General features: G+C 42.0%; 21 protein-coding genes. 14 read left to right on the top strand and 7 right to left on the bottom strand.

The window, feature by feature from the left end:
• Nucleotides 1–18 precede the first annotated feature (18 nt).
• A complete protein-coding gene (ygiD, locus tag AB3N61_RS04410) occupies nucleotides 19–786 on the bottom strand; it encodes a 4,5-DOPA dioxygenase extradiol (RefSeq protein ID WP_367898570.1) in 768 nt (255 codons plus the stop codon).
• Nucleotides 787–870: 84 nt separating this feature from the next.
• Nucleotides 871–1,920: a rhodanese-related sulfurtransferase gene (locus tag AB3N61_RS04405; RefSeq protein WP_367898569.1), complete on the bottom strand. Its 1,050-nt coding sequence runs from the start codon at nucleotides 1,918–1,920 to the stop codon at nucleotides 871–873.
• A gap of 137 nt (nucleotides 1,921–2,057) precedes the next feature.
• On the opposite strand from AB3N61_RS04405, the gene AB3N61_RS04400 reads away from it, so the two are divergent.
• From AB3N61_RS04400 to rmuC, 3 genes are all read left to right on the top strand, one after another.
• A complete protein-coding gene (locus AB3N61_RS04400; protein WP_367898568.1) occupies nucleotides 2,058–2,816 on the top strand; it encodes a DNA alkylation repair protein in 759 nt (252 codons plus the stop codon).
• Between the two features lie 179 nt (nucleotides 2,817–2,995).
• Nucleotides 2,996–4,510 (top strand): DEAD/DEAH box helicase, encoded by a 1,515-nt coding sequence (locus AB3N61_RS04395; RefSeq protein WP_020771419.1) that lies wholly within the window; start codon nucleotides 2,996–2,998, stop codon nucleotides 4,508–4,510.
• Between the two features lie 112 nt (nucleotides 4,511–4,622).
• Entirely contained in the window at nucleotides 4,623–5,975 is a 1,353-nt protein-coding gene (gene rmuC / locus AB3N61_RS04390) for a DNA recombination protein RmuC (RefSeq protein ID WP_367898567.1), read from the top strand.
• A 2-nt stretch (nucleotides 5,976–5,977) separates the two neighbouring features.
• Here rmuC and AB3N61_RS04385 read toward each other — a convergent pair whose 3' ends face one another.
• Nucleotides 5,978–8,059 carry an adenylate/guanylate cyclase domain-containing protein gene (locus AB3N61_RS04385; RefSeq protein WP_367898566.1) on the bottom strand — a complete coding sequence of 694 codons (2,082 nt, stop codon included), beginning with the start codon at nucleotides 8,057–8,059 and terminating at the stop codon, nucleotides 5,978–5,980.
• 102 nt (nucleotides 8,060–8,161) lie between these two features.
• On the opposite strand from AB3N61_RS04385, the gene AB3N61_RS04380 reads away from it, so the two are divergent.
• Nucleotides 8,162–9,130: an LIC12353 family lipoprotein gene (locus tag AB3N61_RS04380; RefSeq protein ID WP_367898565.1), complete on the top strand. Its 969-nt coding sequence runs from the start codon at nucleotides 8,162–8,164 to the stop codon at nucleotides 9,128–9,130.
• Between the two features lie 81 nt (nucleotides 9,131–9,211).
• Here AB3N61_RS04380 and AB3N61_RS04375 read toward each other — a convergent pair whose 3' ends face one another.
• From AB3N61_RS04375 to AB3N61_RS04365, 3 genes are all read right to left on the bottom strand, one after another.
• Entirely contained in the window at nucleotides 9,212–10,132 is a 921-nt protein-coding gene (locus tag AB3N61_RS04375) for an esterase/lipase family protein (RefSeq protein WP_036090850.1), read from the bottom strand.
• Between the two features lie 440 nt (nucleotides 10,133–10,572).
• Nucleotides 10,573–12,387, bottom strand: a complete 1,815-nt coding sequence (gene typA, locus AB3N61_RS04370) for a translational GTPase TypA (protein WP_367898564.1) — start codon at nucleotides 12,385–12,387, stop codon at nucleotides 10,573–10,575.
• A 126-nt stretch (nucleotides 12,388–12,513) separates the two neighbouring features.
• Entirely contained in the window at nucleotides 12,514–13,371 is an 858-nt protein-coding gene (locus AB3N61_RS04365) for a pirin family protein (protein ID WP_257587979.1), read from the bottom strand.
• 177 nt (nucleotides 13,372–13,548) lie between these two features.
• Here AB3N61_RS04365 and rplU point away from each other — a divergent pair, with 177 nt between their 5' ends.
• From rplU to rsfS, 10 genes are all read left to right on the top strand, one after another.
• The gene (gene rplU, locus AB3N61_RS04360; RefSeq protein WP_008593635.1) at nucleotides 13,549–13,860 is read left to right on the top strand and encodes a 50S ribosomal protein L21; all 312 of its coding nucleotides are present in this window, start codon (nucleotides 13,549–13,551) and stop codon (nucleotides 13,858–13,860) included.
• A complete protein-coding gene (locus AB3N61_RS04355; protein ID WP_020771163.1) occupies nucleotides 13,857–14,177 on the top strand; it encodes a ribosomal-processing cysteine protease Prp in 321 nt (106 codons plus the stop codon). Before rplU ends, AB3N61_RS04355 begins: the two co-directional genes overlap by 4 nt.
• Nucleotides 14,178–14,179: 2 nt before the next feature.
• Nucleotides 14,180–14,434, top strand: coding sequence for a 50S ribosomal protein L27 (gene rpmA / locus AB3N61_RS04350; RefSeq protein WP_020771288.1), 255 nt, complete (start codon nucleotides 14,180–14,182; stop codon nucleotides 14,432–14,434).
• A gap of 96 nt (nucleotides 14,435–14,530) precedes the next feature.
• Nucleotides 14,531–15,586 carry a GTPase ObgE gene (gene obgE, locus AB3N61_RS04345; protein WP_020771415.1) on the top strand — a complete coding sequence of 352 codons (1,056 nt, stop codon included), beginning with the start codon at nucleotides 14,531–14,533 and terminating at the stop codon, nucleotides 15,584–15,586.
• Nucleotides 15,573–16,433 (top strand): glutamate 5-kinase, encoded by an 861-nt coding sequence (proB, locus tag AB3N61_RS04340; RefSeq protein ID WP_020771535.1) that lies wholly within the window; start codon nucleotides 15,573–15,575, stop codon nucleotides 16,431–16,433. The genes obgE and proB overlap by 14 nt, the downstream gene beginning before the upstream one ends.
• The gene (locus AB3N61_RS04335; RefSeq protein ID WP_020771197.1) at nucleotides 16,430–17,692 is read left to right on the top strand and encodes a glutamate-5-semialdehyde dehydrogenase; all 1,263 of its coding nucleotides are present in this window, start codon (nucleotides 16,430–16,432) and stop codon (nucleotides 17,690–17,692) included. Before proB ends, AB3N61_RS04335 begins: the two co-directional genes overlap by 4 nt.
• Before the next feature lie 17 nt (nucleotides 17,693–17,709).
• Complete coding sequence (locus AB3N61_RS04330; RefSeq protein ID WP_367898563.1) at nucleotides 17,710–18,318, top strand: nicotinate-nicotinamide nucleotide adenylyltransferase; 609 nt, start codon at nucleotides 17,710–17,712, stop codon at nucleotides 18,316–18,318.
• Between the two features lie 24 nt (nucleotides 18,319–18,342).
• Nucleotides 18,343–18,936: a bis(5'-nucleosyl)-tetraphosphatase (symmetrical) YqeK gene (gene yqeK / locus AB3N61_RS04325; RefSeq protein ID WP_020771128.1), complete on the top strand. Its 594-nt coding sequence runs from the start codon at nucleotides 18,343–18,345 to the stop codon at nucleotides 18,934–18,936.
• Between the two features lie 45 nt (nucleotides 18,937–18,981).
• Entirely contained in the window at nucleotides 18,982–20,130 is a 1,149-nt protein-coding gene (locus tag AB3N61_RS04320; protein WP_020771493.1) for an LCP family protein, read from the top strand.
• A 2-nt stretch (nucleotides 20,131–20,132) separates the two neighbouring features.
• Nucleotides 20,133–20,510, top strand: a complete 378-nt coding sequence (gene rsfS / locus AB3N61_RS04315; protein ID WP_036090842.1) for a ribosome silencing factor — start codon at nucleotides 20,133–20,135, stop codon at nucleotides 20,508–20,510.
• On the opposite strand, the gene AB3N61_RS04310 is transcribed toward rsfS, so the two are convergent.
• Entirely contained in the window at nucleotides 20,507–22,591 is a 2,085-nt protein-coding gene (locus tag AB3N61_RS04310) for a thioredoxin domain-containing protein (protein ID WP_367898562.1), read from the bottom strand. The two genes, rsfS and AB3N61_RS04310, sit on opposite strands and share 4 nt — an antisense overlap.
• Nucleotides 22,592–22,615 lie beyond the last annotated feature (24 nt).

Below are 22,615 nucleotides of genomic sequence, written 5' to 3'. Positions count from 1 at the left end.
TTCGTAAAAAACTAGATCCTAACCGATCTTCATACTAGTCAAAGATACCGAACTTTGGATGATATCATTATAAAAACGGATTTCTTCCTTCTCCTCTGCCAATGCCAAAGCGTATAACATAGGAAAATAATGTTCGGGAGTAGGGATAGCCATCTGCACCGCCGTCCCTAATTTTTGATAATTTGCGAGGCTCTTCCAATCTCTTTTTTGGATGAGATCTTTGAAAGTCTCATTTGCATCCAATGCCCAGTCATGCGCCTTGTCTTGGTTTTTCCAATCATAAAGACGTAAATTATGCACTAGGTCTCCGCTTCCCAAGATCAAAATACCTTCTTCTCTTAACTTGGATAAAAATTTCGCAAATTCGTAATGCCATTCTCCGGATTTTGTGGCATCTATACTCAACTGCACGACAGGAATATTCGCTTTAGGATACATATTCCGTAGTACACTCCAGGTTCCATGATCTAGTCCCCAAGAATCGTCTTGGATCACTTGTACATGATTGGATCTGGAAAGGTCTTCCGCAAGTTTTGGATTTCCCGGGGCAGGATATTGAACATCGAATAATTCCTGAGGGAATCCGTAAAAATCATGAATGGTAGGAGGAAGCTCGTTAGAGGTTATATATGTTCCTCTAGTAAACCAATGAGCAGAAATACTTAAGATCGCTTTAGGTTCCGGAAAATCTTTCGTGGATTCCGACCATGTATCGGCTATCGGATTCGGTCCTAGTGCGTTCATGGGACTTCCATGGCCTACGAAAAATACCGGTAATTTTTGCATAATTTCCTACTTTTTCTTTAGACTCCTTGTAATTTAAAATATTACAAGATAATTCGATTTTCTTAAGAAAATTAAAAGGACCTTTTATTTTCCTTTGTACAGTTCGAAAACTTTTGGCCTGATCTTGGACTTGGAAAAATGTTTATTGGAAGCGGCTTTACCTTTTCTTAATTTTTTCTGTTCTTCCGCAGGTAAAGCTGCGATCTCTTGGCATTCCACAGAGCAGCAGTTATCGAATTTTTCCGCACAGGATTCACATTGGATGAATAAAATATGACAGGCGGGATTCGCACAATTGATATGCCTTGCGGATTTCCGATCACATTGGTGGCATTCACTTAGGATCTCTTCTCCCACGGTTTCCTGAAGCCTCGCATCGAACACGAAATTTTTTCCCTTAAACTTGGAGTCCAATCCCTTCTCCTTAATTTCGGAAGCGTAAGAGATAATTCCTCCATGCAACTGATACACATTTCGGAACCCATGATGTTTCAGGTATGCGGATGCCTTCTCACATCGGATCCCGCCGGTACAATACATTACGATCTCTTTATCCTTCTTGTCTTTCAGAAGGTCTACTATCATCGGCAATTCTTCCCTAAAGGTATCCGCTTGCGGAAGTAATGCTCCCTCGAAATGTCCTATCTCAGACTCGTAATGATTGCGAACATCCACCACAATGGTCCCGGGAGATTCCAATTTTTTGTTAAATTCTTCGGCGTTTAGGTGGGTTCCTACATTGGTTACGTCGAAAGTATCGTCGGTCAAACCGTCCGCTACGATCTTATTACGGACTCGTATGTCCAATTTTAAAAATGAGTAAGACTTTTGTTCCACGGCAATTTTGAACGGAACATCCTTAAATTCCTTTCTCGCATCTATCGAGTCCCTGAATTTTTGAAAATTAAATTCAGGCAAGGATAACTGAGCGTTGATCCCTTCTCTTGCGATATAGATCCTTCCGAGCACTCCCAGAGATTCCCATTCTTTGTATAGTTCATTGCGGAGAAGGTCCGGTTCCTCTAAGATCACGTATCTATAAAAGGAAATAGTAGTACGCTGAAAATCCTCGGCCTCTAACTTCTTTCTCAGAATATCTTTACTGTAAATATTATGAAGGGGTTTATGTTTCATAGTAGAGCGGATCTTTCCTAAAAATTAGGATTTGTGGGACCTCCTAACTGGCAAGCCCAAAAACCGAAATTTGGAACATGACAAATATCTTCCGATAATGCTTGCCCTACCCCTCTCCCAAAAGGAAATTTTGTCCCATGCCTAAATCGAAAACAATCAACAAAAAGAAATTATTGGGAGGCGAAAATTCCAAGGCGGAAGATGTGATCTTAGAAGTCAGAAATATCGCCGACCCGAAGGCGGTAGAGATACTTTCCCGATTTTTCAAAACGGGAAAGGGTGAATACGGAGAAGGCGACCTATTCTTAGGAGTAAAGGTCCCCCCTTTACGAAAAATTTCCAAATCATACAAAGGACTTCCGTTACCCGAATTACAAAAGATCGTAAAATCAAAATACCACGAGGAAAGGCTCCTTGGATTTTTTATACTATGTGAGAAGTTCCAAAAGACGCGGACAGACAAGCGAGAACAACTGCATTTATTCTATTTAAAAAACTTAAAATACGTAAACAATTGGGACATCGTAGACCTAAGCTCCAGAGATTTGATAGGGGATTATCTCATAGATAAAAAAAGGGACCTCCTATATAAGTTAGTTAAATCGAATAATATATGGGAAAGACGGATCGCGATCATCTCCACTTTCGCTTTTATACGCAAAGGAGACTTTAAGGATACCTTAAAGATCTCCGAATTACTCTTATCGGACAAAGAGGATCTCATCCATAAGGCGGTGGGTTGGATGCTAAGAGAAGTGGGCAACAGAAGCCTCAAATCTGAAACAGATTTTTTAGACAAACATGCCCATAAGATGCCCAGGACCATGCTTAGATATGCGATCGAAAAGTTTCCGGATAAGTTACGGCTGAAATATATGAAAACCGGAAAGGAATAAAAGACCTTTAATGCTATGCTGGAGAGTCGTGTTTGAATTCATGGAAGAAACGATACCAGAGCCTAAATCTTTCCTTTATGTTTAAATAGGACCATTCTATAAAGATCCAAGCTCTTAGCCGGAAAGGCATAATCGTGAGGATACCGTAAAAATTTACGCAAGTATCCCAGGAGCTATCTTTGAAACCTAAAAAAACATTCCATGAACTCGGTATATCCGAGGACGTATTAAAAGCCGTATCCGATCTAGGATTTACCGAACCTTCTTCCATCCAATCCGAAGCTATTCCACTTATTCTTTCCGGAAGGGACGTAATCGGTCATTCCCGTACAGGAACAGGTAAAACGGCGGCATTCGCAATTCCAAGTTTAGAAATACTGGAAGAAAAAGAACAGTCACCTCAAGTATTAGTACTCTGCCCGACAAGAGAATTGGTAGTCCAAGTCGCGGAAGAGTATAGAAAATTAGGAAAATATAAAGAAGATTTCCAAGTAGTCGCAATCTACGGCGGAGACGATATCACCAAACAATTCAAGGCATTAAAAAGAAAACCGCAAGTGATCGTCGGTACACCTGGAAGGACCATGGATCATATGGATCGCAAAACCTTGGATTTGAGCAAAGTCAAAATGGTGATCCTAGACGAAGCGGACGAAATGTTGGACATGGGATTTTTGGAGGACATGGAAATCATTCTTGCAAAGGTCCCGGAAGAAAGACAGACTATTCTGTTCTCCGCAACCCTTTCCGCAAAGGTGATGGGGATCACTAAAAAGTTCCAAAATTCTCCCAAGGTTGTAGATGTGACCGGAGGAAAAGCGGACCGACCTAAGATCCAGCAGATCTATTTTGAAATGAGAGAAGGCCTCAAACACGAGGCATTGATACGTCTTTTAGAATATCATACTCCTAAGGCTTCTTTAGTATTTTGTAATACTAAGGTCCGAGTGGATGAACTTGTGGAATTCTTAAAATCCAAAGGAGTATTCTCCGAAGGATTGCATGGAGATCTTTCCCAAAACCAAAGAAACAAGGTAATGTCCGGATTTCGCTCTGGACTTGTTACAGTTCTTGTAGCAACTGACGTAGCCGGAAGAGGAATTGATGTAAGCGACGTAGAAGCAGTATTTAATTACGATATCCCTAGAGATTCCGAAGACTATGTGCACCGTATCGGTAGAACAGGAAGAGCTGGAAGAAAAGGACTCGCGCTCAGTTTTGTTTCTAATAAGGACTTCAAAACATTACGCAAGATCAGAGAAGACCATGAATTCGAAATGGAACTCGGAAAAGTCCCTGATATTTCAGAACTCACGGAAAAGAAATTTTTAGAATATTCCCATATCGTAAAAGAAGTTGCGGAGGAAGGAGACGTTTCCGAATATTCCAAACTCGTTAAGAAACTTACCTCCGAAGGAATTCCGGCGGAACGAATAGCGGCAGCGCTATTCAAATTGGCCCTTGCGGATAAGTCCGAAAAATTCGACTCCGAAGTCCGTTTTGACCAAGATCAAAGGGGTTTCCGAGAAAAAGAAAGTCATTCGAGAAACGACAGAGATAGACGTTTCGGTGGAAAATCCAAACAAAACGGAAAACGGGACCATAAGGATAAAAATCGAAACACCAATCGATTCCACTCAGGCAATAAAAAAGGCTCAGGTTCGGGCCCTTCCCGTAAAAAAGGAAAAAATTAATTTTTTAAATTCTCACCAGGGATCCCAAATTTGTCCGGGGTCCCCATAAAATGGAAATTCTATCCTGGAAATAGGTATCCCGAATTGTACCGAATTCCAAAAAGGAGTCAAAATGGAATTTGCAATCGTATTACTCACCGGTCTTCTTATAGGATTTGGCCTGGCATTCTTTTTAGCCAAAGCCCTCTATTCAAAAGAGTCCGGTATCAATCCGAATGAACACGAAAAGTTAAAATTAGAAAAAGCGGGCCTTCTCACCTCGGAACAAAGATCCAAAGAAAGGATCCTCCAGTTAGAAAAAGAATTAAAAGAGAATTCCGAAAAAACGGAAAAAGCGATCGGCTATTACCAAGCTATGAAGAAAGAATCCGATCTTTTGAAAGAAAGATTGGAGAACCAAAAAAAAGAATTCGAAGAGCTTATGACCAAGCTTGATGAAAAGTTCAAACATGCAGCCAATCAAGCTCTGTTAGATAACTCCCAAAAATTCAGCCAGCAGACCCACGAAAAGATCACCGACTTGCTTCGCCCGTTTAAGGACGAAATTGAAAAATTCGGCGTAAAAGTGGAACTTTCTCATAAAGAACATAAGGACGATACCGCAAACTTAAAGGCTCAGATCAATAATCTATTAGAAATGAATAAAACTCTTTCAGAAGACGCCAAAAGTTTGGCTTCCGCTCTGAAAGGAAATTCGAAAACGCAAGGGGATTGGGGAGAAGGAATACTCGAAAATATTCTCCAGAATAGCGGTCTTGTCAAAGGAAGGGAATACACAGCTCAGGAGTCCGTACAAACGGAAGACGGAAGATTGAGACCGGATATAGTAGTCAAACTTCCTTCCGGTAAATCGATCGTAATAGACTCCAAAGTCTCCTTAACGGCTTACGTGGAATACGCTTCGGCAGAAACGGAAGAAGTAAAAAAGGCGGCTCTACAAAAACATCTTAAAAGTTTATATGAGCATGTCTCCGGGCTATATAAGAAAAATTACCAGTCCTTGTACGGGATAGAATCTCTGGACTTCGTATTGATGTTTTTACCCGTGGAACCTTCTTACTACGAAGCAGTTCGTACGGATCCGAAATTTTTAGAAGATGCTTACGCAAAAAATATCCTAATCGTTACCCCTTCCACTCTAATGGTTTCCTTAAAAATGGTGGCCAATCTTTGGAGAAAGGAAAAACAAAACAAAAATTCGGAACAGATCGCGGAAGAATCCGGTAAGATGTACGATAAGATCGTAGAGATCGTTACCGCTCTGGAAGTTCTAGGAAAATCCATTGATAAGTCCAAAGACAATTACGATGCCGTTCTCGGAAAATTAAAATCAGGCAGAGGAAATCTTTTAGGAAGAGCGGAGAACATCCGTAAACTAGGCGCCAAGGTCCGCAAGTCTTTGGATTCCGCTTCCGAAGATTCCCAGGAAGACGCGGAAGAAACCTTGTTTTTAAACGGAGAATGACCTTAAGCTAGATCCGGACCGGGTTGCACTTTTGTATTGGAAGAATAAATTTGTTCCGTGCAACGTTTTAAATACAAGTTCGCGGCCCTGTCTCCGGAATAGATCCTCAATGCTTCCCGAAAGAATTCGCCTGAATCCAAATACTTTCCGGAATGAAAAAGTTCGACTCCTCTTTCAAAATTGCCTTTCGATCTTAGGAATGCTTCTTTTTCGGTTTTACTCAAATGATCTCCCAGCTCATAGATTGCCTTAGGTTCTTCTTTCCCTCTAAATTTGAGTTTATCCAATTTCCGAAGTAGGAATTTTTCGGAAGAGTTTAATTTTGAATAAGTATCTTCGCTGATCAATATACTAGAGCCGTAATATTTATTCAAAGCTTCCAATTTAGAAGCCAGATGTACTACATCCGAGATCACCGTACTTTCCATACGATCTCCTGAACCGACAAGGCCCATCATCAAGGAACCCGTATGGATACCGATCCCTACTCCGATCGCACGATTTCCTTGGTCCATTCTTCTTTGATTATAATCCAAAATACGATTTTGCATCGAGATGGCGGCATTCACCGCATCGTCCGAACTTTCCGGAAACAAAGCCATGATCGCGTCCCCAAAATACTTATCCACAAAACCGCGATTGGAATGAATGAGAGGTTCCATCTCTGAAATATATGAATTTAGTAATTCGAAACTTTCCTTGGAGTCCAGACTTTCCGAGATCTCGGTAAAAGACCTGATATCCGCAAATAGGATGGTCATCTCCTTTTTGATCTGATCCCCGGGCCTCATATCCTCCAACTTTCCCTTACCTAAAAATTCCAAAAAGCTGATAGGTACGAATCTACTGTAGGTCTCGTTCAAACGTTGTAGTCGATCCGAAAGTTTTTCCTTTTCTCTATATAGATCTCTGTATCTAGAAGAAAGAATGAATGTCTGGGTAAGAATGGCCACGAACATTCCGATTGGAATAATAAACCTAGCGAATATGATCTGTCGAGCGGCAAGCATATCGAAAATCCCCGCTAAGATAAGAGCGAATATGGCAAATCCGATCGCGATAGAATATTGTTCTTTATGAATGATCGCCCTAAAAAGTACCACAAGTGCGAATACTACCCCGCCCAAAAAGACCATCTGAAAATAAGGAATTGGCAAGGAAGGAATAGGAAAAGGAAAAATTGTACTTAAAGAAAATGTAAATGAGATGAGATAAAATAATAACATCCATTTTCGAGGAAAATAGACCGGAAAGGAATGTCTCAAAAAATGAAGCCCTAAAGGTAAAGCGGCATACATGGTAAGATATTCCAAATTCATAGAAAGTGGATAATCCACCCAAGGAAAATAGAATTGGATCAATTTTTCCTCGGTTACGAATAAACGAAGAAATAAACAAAAGCAGAATAAAGCGAATACTAGAGGAGTGCGATCCTGCCTTCTGAGAAAAAAAAGACCCAGATGGTAAATGGTGGACATAAAAAAAAGTCCCGCCAAAAAAAGGTCCCAATCCCTAAGTATTAGAGTTTCTTTATAAACGGCCTCGGCATCGCCGAAACGGATATCGAACCAAAGCCCGGTCAACCTATGATGGAAATTAGAAATTTTGAAACTAATATCCACTTCGTTAGCCGACTCGTCCCATTCATAATAAACCGGGCGATTATCCGGAATACTTGTCTCCGAAGAGATTCCCGGTTTTCCCGAACTCCCGGCGGAAACTCCGTTAATCAAAATTTCAAAGGCGGTCGCCTGATGTTTGGAATAGATCGCTAATCGTCCGTGTTTTTCAGGAAGAAAAATTTTCAATTTAAGAAGCGCATAACTGTTGCCGGACCAAACGCCAGGGACTTTACGAAACTCTTCTGGCTTTTCGGAATTATCGTCAGGCTGAAATGTATTCGGAAAAAAAGACCATTCTCCCTGTAAATTTATGGTAGGGCTGGATCTATAATCCCAATGAGTTAAGTCTAAAACACCTTTTTGAGCGACCGGTGCTTCGAAAGAATTGCAGGAAATTACGAAGATACAAAAAACTAAAGAAAGTAGATTTCGAAAGCGGTAATCTGTCGGCTCAGGGTCCATTGATTTTATCGCTCATTAATCTAAGAAAACTACAGCTTTGTCAAGAGAATATGGATCCATTTTTTTCTTTACCCTTTCCGGTAACAAACTAACGTAATTCAAATGTTTCGAAAGCGTTTCAAAATAACCGTACCTCTTTTACTATTGTTCGGCATTCTAATAAACTGCGGAGATAGCTTGAAAGGTAAACCTACCCCTGCAATCCCGGAACTGGCAGGTTTTTATGTGAATGAAAGATCAAAAGAATGGTTTGAAAAAGGAAAGATTAAAATTCAAACTCTCTGGATCCGGCGCACCGCAAAAGGAGAGATGGAATTCACTCACGAAATTTTAACAAGACTCCAATTTAGCATCAGCGAAAACCGGGAAGAATTAAAAGTTAAATCCGGAAAATTACAGACTAGCGATAGAGAACTTTTATTTTTCGAAACACTATCCAAAGAATTCCATCGCAACTACCACGGGCAAAATACGGAAGACCCTAAAAAATGGGCAGTACGTGCCTTCGGACCTTTTGTAAAAGTGAAAGAATTCGGAAAATTAATAGGCGAAGGAAGCGGAAGATCCGCAGAACTTTCTCAGGATAAAAATTCCATCGTATTCTCCAATGGAGACGTGTACAGAAGGATCGGGAATCCACTTCTAGGCAGGATCTCCTTAAATTTAGGAAAGTTCAGGAAGACGATAGATAACGAGGTGGCAGGAGTAGTATTATTTCCTTTGGATGCGGAAGCATTTCCTCAAACGGAAGGTAAACAAAACTTCTTTGCTTTTTTTTCCACTACGGATCCCCTCACAGCGGGAACTCCGATCAAGATCGCCGAGTATCCAGGCCAGGTCCAGGAAGTATTCGAACATGTAGCCGTGGTAGAACTGAACAAAACCAAACCTGGACTTACCGCTCCTAAGGTCCAAAACTTCTCTTCTATCATTCTGGACGGAGTCGTGGATAGTAAGACAATTTCTCAAAAAGAAAGCGCAGACGAATTGATCCGAAGATTAAAACAAGATCCGAATGTTTCCAAAGAGGAGCTGATCCGCGAATTGGAAAAGATCAAAAATAAAGATTAATAAGACCTAAAAATATTTTGGATAAAAAAAACGCCTCCGTAACGGAGGCGTCTTCCCGTAATACAGGATCGAAACCTGCTACTATTGGTTACTTTTTGCGTTGGAAGCTATTTTTAAGAAATAACCTTTCGTATCGTACCAGAACTGTCCTGAATACAATGCGTTGGTAGCTTGTAAGTGATCCACACCTGTGGTAAGGATTCCGTAAGAAGGTCCACCTTTCCAAGTTCCCCATCTTTGTGAATCTTCAGGAACCACACCGTCATTCCAAATACTTTGTCCATAGAACGGCGCTCCGATGGAACAAATAGGAGCGATTAGTCCCATTGCAGGGTGTTGGATCAGGTCATTCCCGATCATATATGATCCGTAAGAGAAATACTTAACTCCGGAAACGTTTGGAGTGCTTGCGTTAAAAGAACTGGCACCGCTTACAGTCAGAAGTTTTAATGCGGCAACTACGTTTTGGCTAGATTGTCCGTAAACTACACCTACTAAAGAATTGATAACTGTTCCTACATAAGGTAATGCCCAACTTGGGATCACTGCCTCTATCACGCTCGCAACTGGACTTCCTTTGTGAGGAGTGTTGAGTGTAGTGAGAGTCGCTACTTTACTTGCAAAGCTAAGATTCGAAACTAGGTATCTTGCGTCCAATCCACCTTGGGAATGTCCGATGATATGGACTTTTCCGGTGTAATTATTAGCTGCCATTGCAGTCTGGATCGCCGTTTTCAACTGAGAAGCTCTTGCTGCAGAAGAGTTCGTAGCTGTCACAGTAGGAGTGAGAACAGTGGCTCCTTGGGATTGAAGATAAGCTGCGTTTCCGCCCCAATAGTCAACAATACCAGTGGATTTACCCCAACCGAAAATACCATGAGTCATTACGATCGGATAAGCTCCGGCCAAAGGTTTGCTTGAAGAACCTCCTCCAGATGCGCTCACTGCTCCCGCCGCTAGGAATAGAACCCCAGCTACCATTAACTTTGCTCTTTTTAACATTCTCCTTAACCCTCTTCTTTTAAACTATTCTCTCTACGGATCTCACTTCCCTGGCTTTGCCTCTTTAGGAAGGAGTTCTTTTTATATATAACAAACAATCGATTTAATTTTTTAATTTCGAACGTTCGCTATTTGAACCTTTGTCCACCTCTTCCGTGTCTCCGGCCCACAAAGGTGATTATAAAACAGTGCAAAATTGTCAATTGAGAAAATAAGAGAATTATAAGTAAGGAAGGAAAAATAATCTTAAATCGATCGTTCAATTAAAAATAAAAGAAAGGAATATTCTAAAATTCTAATATATTTTATACCATTTGGTGTAACGAAATCCCTGTAACGACCGATACAATGCGGCGGGTAAAAAACCATTGGGCAGGGTGCACAAAAAAAGGCCCGCAACTGCGAGCCTTCTTCTTTGTTGGAAACGCTTTAGTTTAGTCTTACTTTCCGGCGCGCTTTCTCATATTTGCATCTAAGTATTTCTTACGAAGTCGCAAGCTCTGAGGAGTTACTTCCAGAAGTTCATCGTCGTCCAAGAATTCGATATTCTGCTCTAAGCTGAATTTACGAGGAGGAACGAGCCTGATCGCCTCATCCGCTCCGGAAGATCGTACGTTAGTCAGTTTTTTCTCTTTTACAGGGTTCACTTCCAGGTCATTGTCTCTGGAGTGGATCCCGATGATCATTCCCGGATACACAGGAGTTTGAGGATCGATCAATAGCTCTCCTCTTTCTTGGATTTTCCAAAGCGCGTATCCAGTGGTTTCTCCGGAGTCCATAGAGATTAATGCTCCGTTCTTTCTTCCTGGAATTTCTCCCTTATACAGATCGAATCGAAGGAAACGGCTGGATGCAACTCCTTCCCCTTTCGTTTCGGTTACGAAATATCCTCGGAACCCGATAATACCTCTGGTTGGAATTACGAATTCTACCCTGGTCATTCCGGAGGGATGAGCATCCATCAATTGAAGCTCTCCTTTTCTGCGGTTCAACTCGGAGATAATACTTCCTGTGAATTGATCGGGTAGATCCATTACTAGATACTCGTAAGGCTCTAGTTTTTCTCCGTTTTCTCCCTTCTTGATGATTACCTCAGGGCGGGAAACTTGTAATTCGAAACCTTCTCTTCTCATGGTTTCGATCAGTACGGAAAGATGTAATTCTCCTCGACCTAAAACCTTGAAGCGGTCCTTATCTTCGGTTTCTTCCAAACGCATTGCAACGTTTGTTTCCAACTCTCTATCCAGACGTTCGCGGATATTTCTGGTAGTTACGTATTTTCCTTCCTTACCGGCAAATGGAGAATTGTTTACCATGAAAAACATGGAAACCGTAGGCTCTTCTACCTCGATGGCAGGCATAGCTGCAGGTCTGCCGGGTTCACAAACAGTGTCCCCGATAAACACTTCGGGTAGTCCTGCAATCGCAACGATGTCTCCGGCTTCCGCCTCTTCGATCTCGTTCCGTTTGAGACCTTCAAAGTTATATAATTTCGTGATTTTTAAAACTTGAGTCTCGTCTCTTCCGTTCGTTTTAGGGGAAAGTTGGACTACGTTCATCCCTCTTTGTAGTCTTCCGTTATAGATCTTACCGATTGCGATACGACCCACATAATCGTTATAATCCAAAGAAGTAACTTGGAATTGTAAAGCTGCGTCTATATTCGCTTTTACAGGAGGAACATGGGAAAGTACAGTATCCAAAAGTGGATCCAAATTGGTTCCCGGAGCATCTTCTAACTTGCTGACGGCCCAACCTTGTTTTGCGGAAGCGTAAACGATCGGAAAATCCAATTGTTCATTGGTTGCACCTAAGTCGCTAAACAAATCGAAAACCATGTCCACGACTGCATCAGGACGGGCTCCGTCTCTATCGATCTTATTGATCACTAAAATAGGTTTATGTCCTAGTTGCAGGGACTTTCCCAATACGAATCTGGTTTGGGGCATGGGTCCGTCGAATGCGTCCACAAGAAGAAGGCAGGAATCCGCTGTCGAAAGTACTCGTTCCACCTCTCCTCCGAAATCCGCGTGACCTGGAGTATCTACTACGTTGATACGAGTTCCTTTATAAATAACTGCGGTATTTTTGGCCTTGATAGTGATCCCTTTTTCTTTTTCGAGATCATTACTATCCATGATCCTTTCCCCATCTTCTTTGGCTGTTACTGCGCCGGTTTGGCGTAAAATGCCGTCCAGAAGGGTTGTTTTCCCGTGGTCAACGTGTGCGATAATGGCTATATTGCGGATTTCCATGCTATGACCAAAATTTACGGAAGGGCCAGGGTGACAAGGTGGAATTTTAGGAAATTCTTTTCAAAGCAATGAAAAAGAATCTATTCAATCGCTATTAATAGCCGGTTTTAAACGATTTGAACGATCCTAATGTTCCGGTAACGGGATCCTCTCCGTCTCCCCAGGCACGTGAGCAAATCGATCTTCTTTCCAATCCAATTTTGCTTTTTCTATCCTTTCTAAGGAACTGGATACAAAGTTCCAATACATATGCCTTGGGGTAGAAAGTGGGACTCCGCCCAAGAGTACAATCCTGGAAGTTTCTTCCGCTCTGAATTTGACTGCCCCACCTTTTGGATAGATCGCCATGTCTCCTACTGAGACATTCTTTCCTTCCGCGTCTACCTTTCCTCTTGCGACATAGATACCAGCTTCTTGATCTTGAGAAACGGGCAGTTCTACTTCAGCGCCTGCCTCCACCTCTAGGTCCGCATAGAATAATGGAGAATATACTTTCACCGGAGAAACTTCTCCCATGAAAGAACCTGCGATCAGCCTAAGTTCCCAACCTCCACCGCTGACAATGGGCAATTCTTCTCTTTCGTGATGGAAGAATTCAGGGGCAGTCTCTTCGAATTCTTTGGGAAGTGCCACCCAGGTTTGGATACCTTCTAAGATGCTAAATTCTGGATCAAGCTTGGATCTTTCGCTATGTACGATCCCGGAACCTGCGGTCATCCAGTTCACTTCGAAGGGACGAATATCTTCCACCTTTCCGATACTGTCCCTATGAGTGATCACTCCATCATACAGATACGTTACCGTAGCAAGACCAATATGAGGATGAGGTCGAACTACAATTTCAGTTCCGGTCTTGATGGGAAGGGGACCCATGTGGTCCAAAAAAACAAAAGGTCCTAAAGATCTGGCTTCGATTTGAGGAAGGACTCTTCTAACGAAAAAGCCGTCTCCTAAATCTTTTTTCTTAGCGCTAAGATATCTCATACTAGTATAGACTATTAGATTCGATTCCCGGAAATCTAAGCAAGATTTAAAACCCGGATAACGGAAGGTAGAGGACAATTGCCAAACTTCTTCCTGGGAAATCGTACTCCAAAACCCTTGACACCGACTCCTACCGGTCAAAACTGGTCAAAACTCGAGAAAACTAGGCCAGTAATCATGTTTGCGATCATCTCTGTCGGCAACCGACAATTCAAAGTCACTCAGGATCTTGAATTCCTGACTGAAAAAACAGGTAAAAATGCCGGTGACACCTTCGATGCTAAGGTCCTACTATTTGCTGAAAATAATAAGGTTCATATCGGCTCTCCGGAACTCAAATCCGCTAAAGTCTCCCTGAAAGTATTGGAAGATGTAAAGGGAGAAAAAGTAAGAGGATACGTTTACAAAAAACGTAAAAACTCTCAGAGAACCTGGGGACATAGACAACAACTGCAAAAAGTTAAGGTAGTTTCTCTTTCGGCAGTTTGATCCGGATAAAGATACTCCGAAAAGGAGAAGAAATCCTAGGTTTGGAATCTTCCGGGCATGCTTCCAAGATGCACGGATCCAAAGGACAAAATCTTCTCTGCGCCGCTGTCGGAGTACTCATCCAAACTCTTTACTTGCATTTAAGCAAGGAAGGTTTGGCAGAAGAAGCGGTAATCGGAGATGGACTCTTGGACTTCAAGATCCTCTCCCGAAAAACGACCGATCCGATCGTTCATACGAGTTTCGATCTCGTGACAAGCGGACTAGTCAACTTGAAGGAACAATATCCTTCTGAAATTGAACTCATAGGAGAATAAACATGGCACATAAGAAAGGTGGCGGTTCTTCCAAAAACGGACGCGATTCCCAATCCAAACGTCTTGGTGTAAAACGTTTCGGTGGAGAACTCGTTCTCGCAGGTAATATTCTCGTTCGCCAAAGAGGAACCAGATTAAATGCAGGAAAGAACGTAGGTGTAGGTAAAGATCATACACTTTACTCTCTTGTAGAAGGTCACGTTAAATTTGAACAAGTTTCCAAAACGAAAGTTCAAGTTTCCGTTTACCCGAAATAAGCATTAGATCTCAGATTTAGTGCGTGGAAAAGAAAGGCCTTCCGGGGATTTTTTCCCCTAAGCCTTTCTTTTTTTATTTTTAGGCCCTAGTTCGACATGGAAAAGTTTATAGATGAAGTTCTGATCGAAGTTACCGCCGGACATGGTGGAGCCGGGTCCATGCATTTTCGAAGAGAAAAGTATGTGGAATTCGGCGGACCGGACGGTGGGGATGGAGGAGTCGGCGGAAATATTATCATCCGCCCTAACCTTTCCATGGTTACATTGGATCGTTATCTTACTAAAAGAAGATTTCGCGCCCAGGACGGATTCCCGGGAGAAGGTAACGAAAGATCCGGAAAAAAGGGAGAAGACCTGATCCTTTTTGTTCCTCTCGGAACTCAAGTGTTCGACGAGGAAAGCGGGGAACTACTTTACGATTTCATAAAAGACGACGATGAATTTTTAGTCGTAAAAGGCGGAAGAGGAGGAAAAGGAAATACCCATTTCAAATCTTCCACACACCAAACTCCCAAATTTTCCCAACCCGGAGAGGATGGAGAATACAAACATCTACGTCTCAGCCTAAAACTTCTGGCGGACGTGGGAATTGTAGGACTTCCGAATGCGGGCAAGTCTACCCTACTTTCTAAGATCACCGAGGCACACCCTAAGATCGCAGGATATGCGTTCACAACTCTTTCTCCCAACTTAGGCGTGGTAAAAAGAAAAGGAGATATCTATCGTTATACCTTGGCGGATATTCCCGGGATCGTGGAAGGCGCAAGTAAGGGAATAGGCCTAGGACTTTCCTTTTTAAGACATATAGAAAGAGTAAAAGGTATATTATACGTTTTTGATGCAGCCGCTCTGGACATTCAGGAGGATTTTAAGATGCTTCAATCGGAATTGAAATCTTATAATCCGGAACTTCTCAATCGACCACATTTGATCGTTTTAAATAAAATAGACATCTGGGAAGACCAGAGTTTTACGGAAGAACTACTCAGATCCGTTTCTTCTTTGGGAAAGGTGATCCCAATCTCCGCCCAAGAAGAGATCAACTTAGAGGAATTACTTTCCGCAATGGATTCCACTTTCTTCCAAAAAGAATTGGAAAAAAACCATTTTTACGAAGAAGAACACCGGGAAAATTCAGATGAATCGAAATGATCTGAACGAGAGAATCAAAACAGCCAATAAAATTGTAATCAAAATAGGTTCCGCAAGACTTGCAGGCTCGGAAGAGGAAGTAAACGATTTCCTTTTCAGCCTGGTTTCGGATATACGCCATTTAAGGGATCTTGGAAAACAAGTGATCCTAGTTTCCTCAGGAGCAATCGCAAGAGGAAGAAAACTTTTATCCTCGTTACCGAACTCCGCAGAAGCCGGAGAATCTCTTCCGGAAAAGCAAGCTCTAGCTGCCATGGGCCAAAACCGCTTGGTGAACTTATACGATAGTTTTTTTTCTAAGGTAAATCTTCCGATCGCTCAGATCCTATTCGGCGTTTTGGACATGGAAAATCCGGAAGGATTTAAAAATCTGAAAAACACTTTCGGACAACTTTTGGATTGGGGCATTCTGCCGATCGTAAACGAAAACGACTCGGTCGCCACCGAAGAAGTAAAATTCGGAGATAACGACGTTCTTTCGGCGATCGTAAGTCTAATCGTAGAGGCGGATCTTCTGATCATACTCACAGGTGTGGAAGGTTTTTTAAAAGACGGAAAACTTCTCCCTTTCTTGGAAGAAGTAGGAAAGCCCGAACTTTCCCAGGCGGGAGGCCCAAGCGGCCCTGGCACAGGCGGAATGTATACCAAACTCAAGGCAGCTTCTATCTCCAGCGAGGCGGGAATTCCTTGCGGGATCATAGACGGGAATCGCAAAAATTGCGTGCGTGAGTTTATAGAAACGAATACACTCGGGACATTGGTTGTCTCTAACGGTAAGAAGAAACATTTTACGGAGGAGGAAATTAAATCCATTCTCCGAGCCAAACGTAACGGAGGCCAGGAATGATCCAAAGATCCGCAGAATCCATCTACGTGGACGAACTTTGTAAATCCGCGAAAGATGCTTATAGACAAATTCGATCCATAAATACTTCCCAAAAGAATAGAGTTTTGGAAAAACTTGCCTCCGCTTTGGTCGAGAGAAAATCCGAAATTTTAAAAGAGAACGCAAAGGATCTGGAAGTAGGAAAAGCAAAAGGACTATCTTCCGCACTTTTGGATAGATTGACTCTGGACGAAAAAAGGATCCAAAGCTTGTCTAACGCGGTTCTGGAAATTAAGGCTCTTCCTGATCCAGTCGGAGAAACCGTAAGAGGTGCTACTCTTCCGAATGGGATTCGCCTGAATACAAAAAGAGTTCCTTTGGGTGTGGTCATGGTGATCTACGAATCCAGGCCGAATGTTACGATCGATGTGGGAGCTTTATCTTTCAAATCCGGAAATGCGTGTATCTTGCGCGGCGGTTCGGAAGCAATCCACTCCAACACGATCCTCGCTAAAATTTTCCAAGACTGTTTAAAAGAAGAAGGTCTACCTGCAAATGCGGTCACATTTGTGGATAGAACGGAAAGAGAATATATGATCCCTTTCCTAAAACAAACTTCTCATATCGATATAGTCGTCCCTAGAGGTGGAGAAGGTCTCATCCGTTTTGTTTCCGAAAATTCACTGATCCCTGTGGTAAAACATGATAAGGGTGTGGTGAATCTTTATATAGATAAATCCGCAGATCCTAAAAAAGTTTTACCGATTGCAGTCAATTCCAAGGTGCAAAGACCCGGAGTTTGTAATGCTGCGGAAAACTTAATTATTCATTCTCAATATCCCTACATTAAAGAATTATTGGAAGAACTCGCTTCCAAAGGTGTACAACTACTTTTGGATCCAAGATCACTTTCGATCTTTCCGAAAGGCCAACCTGTTAAGGACGAGGACTATCTAGAGGAATTTTTAGATCTCAGATTTTCCGTCAAAACTGTGGATAAGATAGAAGAAGCGATCGAATTCATAGAAGCGACTAGCTCGGGTCACACCGAAGCGATCGTGACGGAAGATATAAGCGCTGCGAACTTTTTTAGTCGCTCCTTGGACTCCGCTGCGATTTTTGTGAATATCTCCACTCGTTTTCATGACGGAGGAGAATTTGGGCTCGGAGCGGAAGTCGGGATTTCCACAGGAAAATTGCATGTAAGAGGTCCGATGGGACTCGTACATCTTACAACTACCACAACGTATGCGGAAGGAGAAGGACAGGTCCGAGGTTAAGGGACCTTCTTCTTTTTATGATCTCTTCCGATCTGGTCGGAGTTTTTGGCGGGAGTTTTGATCCTCCGCATCTAGGTCATGCGGAAGTGGCGTCCAGTTTTTGGAAAAATTTTCCGAATGCAAAAGAACTTCTGATCGTTCCAAACCATACTTCTCCCTGGAAACAGAATAAAAAAACTCCTCCTGAATCGATCATAGATCTTGTTCAGGCCCAGTTCGAAAGTTTTCCGAATACGAAAATTTGGGACTGGGAGATCAAAAGAGAAACTCCGAGTTTTACGGAAGAAACTATTTTAGAACTTTTGAAAGGTCGGCCAAATGATAAACTTGCCCTTTTGATCGGAGAAGATCAATATTCCGAATTCCATAAATGGAAAAACTGGGAAAATATTTTGGATAAGGTGTATTCTCTTTTGGTGTTCAGAAGATTCTCCCAGTCCGTACCACAAAACGCACACTTGCAAAAATTCCAAGATAAGATCGTATTTTTACAAAACCTGATCGTAGAAGCTGCATCTACCAATCTTAGAGAAGAACTTCCTAAATGTATTTTGGAAAATAGGAAACCGATTGTATTGTCCCAAAAAGTATGGGATATCATACTTAAAAATAGATCCTATTGCTAAGACCGTCAGTCTTATATATAAGAGATGATCCTGAATACTACTACAGAACAAATACAATATTTTACTGATATTGTTCCAAAAGAAATTACTAAAACCCGCTGGGAGCATAGTCTAAGAGTGGCTGAGATCGCGGAGGAACTTGCAAGTATTCATTCTCCGAACGAGACGAACGAAGCTTATTTAGCCGGTGTAGTACACGATATCACCAAACAAAAAACTAAAGAGTTCCATTTAGATCTATTTACAAAACTAGGGGATCTAGAAGCCCCTAAACTTCCGGAGGCGGCCTGGCATTCGAGATCCGCAGCCTATTATCTGGAAACGGAATACGGCTTAAAAACAAGATCGGTTTTAGATGCAGTGAAACACCATACTTTAGGTGGAGAGGACTTAAACCTCTTGGATTGTATCTTGTATGCGGCCGATTTTTTAGGTTCCGAGTTTGCGGAAAGACAAAAGGATTATTCGGATTGGAGAAACAAAGCCAAGGAAAATCTATACCTCGCCGTATTAAATAAGACCGTCCATACTATGCAGAACCTGTTGAATAATAAAGGAGCGATCCATAATAGGACGATCGCTATGTATCATTTCGCCTTGGGAAAATTATCCAATTGACAGGGTTATTTTTTCTTTCTGAATGGAATCATCCGAGGCTTTGATTTGAGTCCTAACAAACCGATTCGACCTTTTAATCTTCTTCCACTATGGATTGCCGCAGGTTTTCTGTTTTTGGCACTGTTATTTTTTCTATTTCGCAATTTCAGAAGGACCGGTCTGGACGAAAAGATCAGTTCCGGTAAACCGATCCATATTCTTTTCCATGCAGTAGGAAACGACGACGTGTATGAGTTCGGATTTTTAGCCACCATCTTCCCTTCCCAAGAAAGGGTCGGCTTATTCTTCTTTCATCCGATCACCACATTCGAAGATCCGGAAGATACTTTAGAACAAATTAAATCCAAGGCAACCTCGGCGGTAAAAGAGGCAATCCAGGACATCTTAGGTTCCAAACCGAATTATACCGTTAAGATCAACGCTTCTTCCTTTATCAAGATCGTAGATATTTTAGGCGGAGTGAATTTATACACCGATAACCGAACTAATAGGGTTTCTCCTTCTTATGTTAGGGAACCCGGTTTGTATGCTTATTCGGGCGAAGATGTGTATGATTACGTTTCTTATATGGATAAGAAGGAAACATTGGATTATCTAGATCGGATCAGCAGACAAGAGAGTGCGGTCCTATCCGTTTACGAAACTTTATATGAAAACAAAGAACTTCTTAATTCATTTTGGTCGGAAATGGTCTTCAATCTGATCGATTCGGATTTTTCCAAAGAGGATTTTTATACTCTTCTAAAATTCGCCACCTCTCATAGACTCGCATTCGGGATCACGGAACTTCCGGGAGAACCCGCTCTGGATCCCAAAACAAGACGTTTATTCCTAACTGCGGATCCGGCCAGGGCTTCTGTCGCTGTCCGAAAATTCCATAAAGATGTTTCCGCTGAAATTTTCACGGATGGGGAATATGCCAGAACGGAAGTTTTGAACGGGACCGATGTGCCCGGTCTTGCAAAGGATGTGAGAGCGACCTTGGCGGATAAAAGGATCAAAGTACTCTCCGTAGACAATGCCTGGACCAAAGACGTAAAAAAAACGATCATCTTAGATCGTTCCGGGAATACCGCTGTCGCGGATAAAATCTCCTCCATATTAGAAAAAACAAAAGTATACCATGTATTAAGAAAGGACCTTGGGCTGGATTCCACCGTGCTCTTAGGATCCGATATCGAGCCTAAAAAATAAATATGAGTCCTTCCCCCAAAAATACCCCGGAAAACACGATGGAAATCCTAAAAACGATCCATAAGATCATGCAGGATAAAAAATGCGAAGAGATCGCGGTCTTAAACTTAGAATCAGTGCATTCATACTTGAGTTTCTTTTTGATCTGCACCGTAAACTCCGCAGTTCAAGCGAACGCAGTCGCAAGAGAGATCAAAAAAGCATTAAAAAGTTTTAAATTACCTCATAAGGAAACGGATAAAACAGGAACATCCGCTTCCTCCGGTTGGACTTTATTGGACTATGGTGAATTCATAGTCCATATCATGACCCCGGAAAAAAGAGAGTATTATAATCTGGACAGGCTTTGGAGAGATGCGGAGAGAATAGAGCTCTCTTAATCCTCTATCAATTTTGCTCGTAAACTAGTCCAGTCCGATACGGGAAGTTCGCAATAGGATCCTACACAGACGTACGCCTTCACTCCCCCGCCTGAATTCCTGTTTTTTAGAAGCAGGAATTTTTCTCCATTTTCTTCCGCTTCTTTATCGTTTGCCCATATAAGCACGGTTTCCGGTAAGAATAAGGAGCCGACACCTTTCCAGATCGGCAATAATTCTTCCTGACTTGAATAAACTACCGCAAGTTCTCTTCCGGGAGATTTTCGGAGCCATAATGCGGAAAGCATATATGGATAATTCATCGGGTATGTTTCCAATTCGGATTTGAAATAAGAGAAGATAGAATCCGCATATTGCAGATATTTTTCAGAGTCCACTCCTAACTTTGAAAGTATCACGAATGCGGTCGCAAAGGAACTATTGGCAGAAGGTTCCACTCCATCGTATCCATCCACAGTTCTTCTGAGCAATGTCTCTCCGTCTATACCTGAATCGAAAAACGCGCCGGAAGGACTCCTAAAAAGTCGGATCGCTTCTTCGGTGTATCGTATCGCATTTTCCAGATACCTGAATCCTTTTCCTGCTTGGAACAGATACAAAGAAGCTAAAACAAATTCCGCATAATCAGAGCTATATGCTAAAAATCTTGCCTCTCCCTCTCTAAACCTTCTGAGCAGTCTTCCATCCTCTCGGATCAGATTTTTTTCCAGGAATTTATAAGTTTCTTCCGCTTCTCTTAATAGATCCCCGTCCCCAAATGCCATTGCAGCTTTTGTTAGGGCTTTGATATACAAACAGTTCCAAGAAAATAAAATTTTATCGTCCCTAAGCGGTCTGATCCTATGGGAGCGTCTTTCTAATAGTTTTTTTCTGTTTTTGGAAACAATCTCTTCCAATTCGGAAGGTTCCAAACCGTGCAGTCTGGAGAAGTTCATTCTGAATGTTTCATGTAGGATATTTTTCTCTTCAAAATTTCCTTTTTCGGTGATATTCCAAAATTCATCCAAGAGAAAAGCGTCTTGTCCGCAGACTTCTCTTACTTCTTCTTTTGTCCAAAGATAGAATAAGCCCTCTTCTCCTTCCGAATCAGCATCTTCTGCGCTCGCAATTCCACCTCCAGGCAATCTCATATCGCGATGAAGATATTCGATCACATCGTATGCATAATCCTTGTATTTTTTTTCTCCTACCGCTTGGTAACATTCTACTAAAGCTTCCAAAAAGAGAGAATTATCGTACAACATCTTCTCGAAATGTGGTACCAACCAATGATGGTCGGTGGAATACCTGCAAAGTCCCCCACCGATCTGGTCGTATATCCCACCTTTCTTCATTGCGGTCAGTGTCTCTTCCGCCATTTCGAGAGCTTTGGGTTCACCTGTAGATTTATGATAACGTAATAAAAAACCGAGCCCCATGCTGGGTGGAAATTTATTTACAGAATTGGATTTAAAACCCGCGTAATCCGGATCGTAAAATCGATCATATAATAAAAAGCCATTCTCGAAAATTTCCGGGCCCGGAGAAGAAATCTCGGAAGTATCTGCAAATGCTCGAGTTTCTTCCGATTCTTTTAAGTGTTTGGTCAGATCTTCGGATGCCTCGAGTAATTCTTCTTTTTTCTCCTTCCATAAACCGTTTAAAATTCCCAAAACTTCCGTAAAACTTTTTCTTCCATACTTAGGGACAGGAGGAAAATACGTCCCGCCAGTAATCGGCTTTCCTTCGGGAGTTAAAAACATATTTAAAGGCCAGCCACCCTGCTGTCCCATGGCATGTAACGCGTCCATATAGATCCGATCCACGTCCGGTCTTTCTTCCCGATCCACCTTAATGGAAACGTAATCTCTATTTAAAACTTCCGCAGTCGTTTCGTTCTCAAACGATTCCTTTTCCATTACATGACACCAATGACAGGTAGCGTAACCGATGGATAAGAAGATCAGTTTATTCTCGGATTTCGCCTTTGCAAAGGCCTCTTCAGACCATGGAAACCAATCCACTGGGTTGGCGGAATGTTGGAGTAAATAAGGACTTTTTTCAGACGCGAGTCGGTTCAATTTTTTATCTGGAGTTTTCATCGATTTTAAGCTGTCTAGACTTTT

It is taken from the genome of Leptospira sp. WS58.C1 (assembly GCF_040833995.1).
Classification (GTDB): domain Bacteria; phylum Spirochaetota; class Leptospiria; order Leptospirales; family Leptospiraceae; genus Leptospira_B; species Leptospira_B cinconiae.
This window is presented reverse-complemented; position numbering and strand designations above follow the sequence as displayed.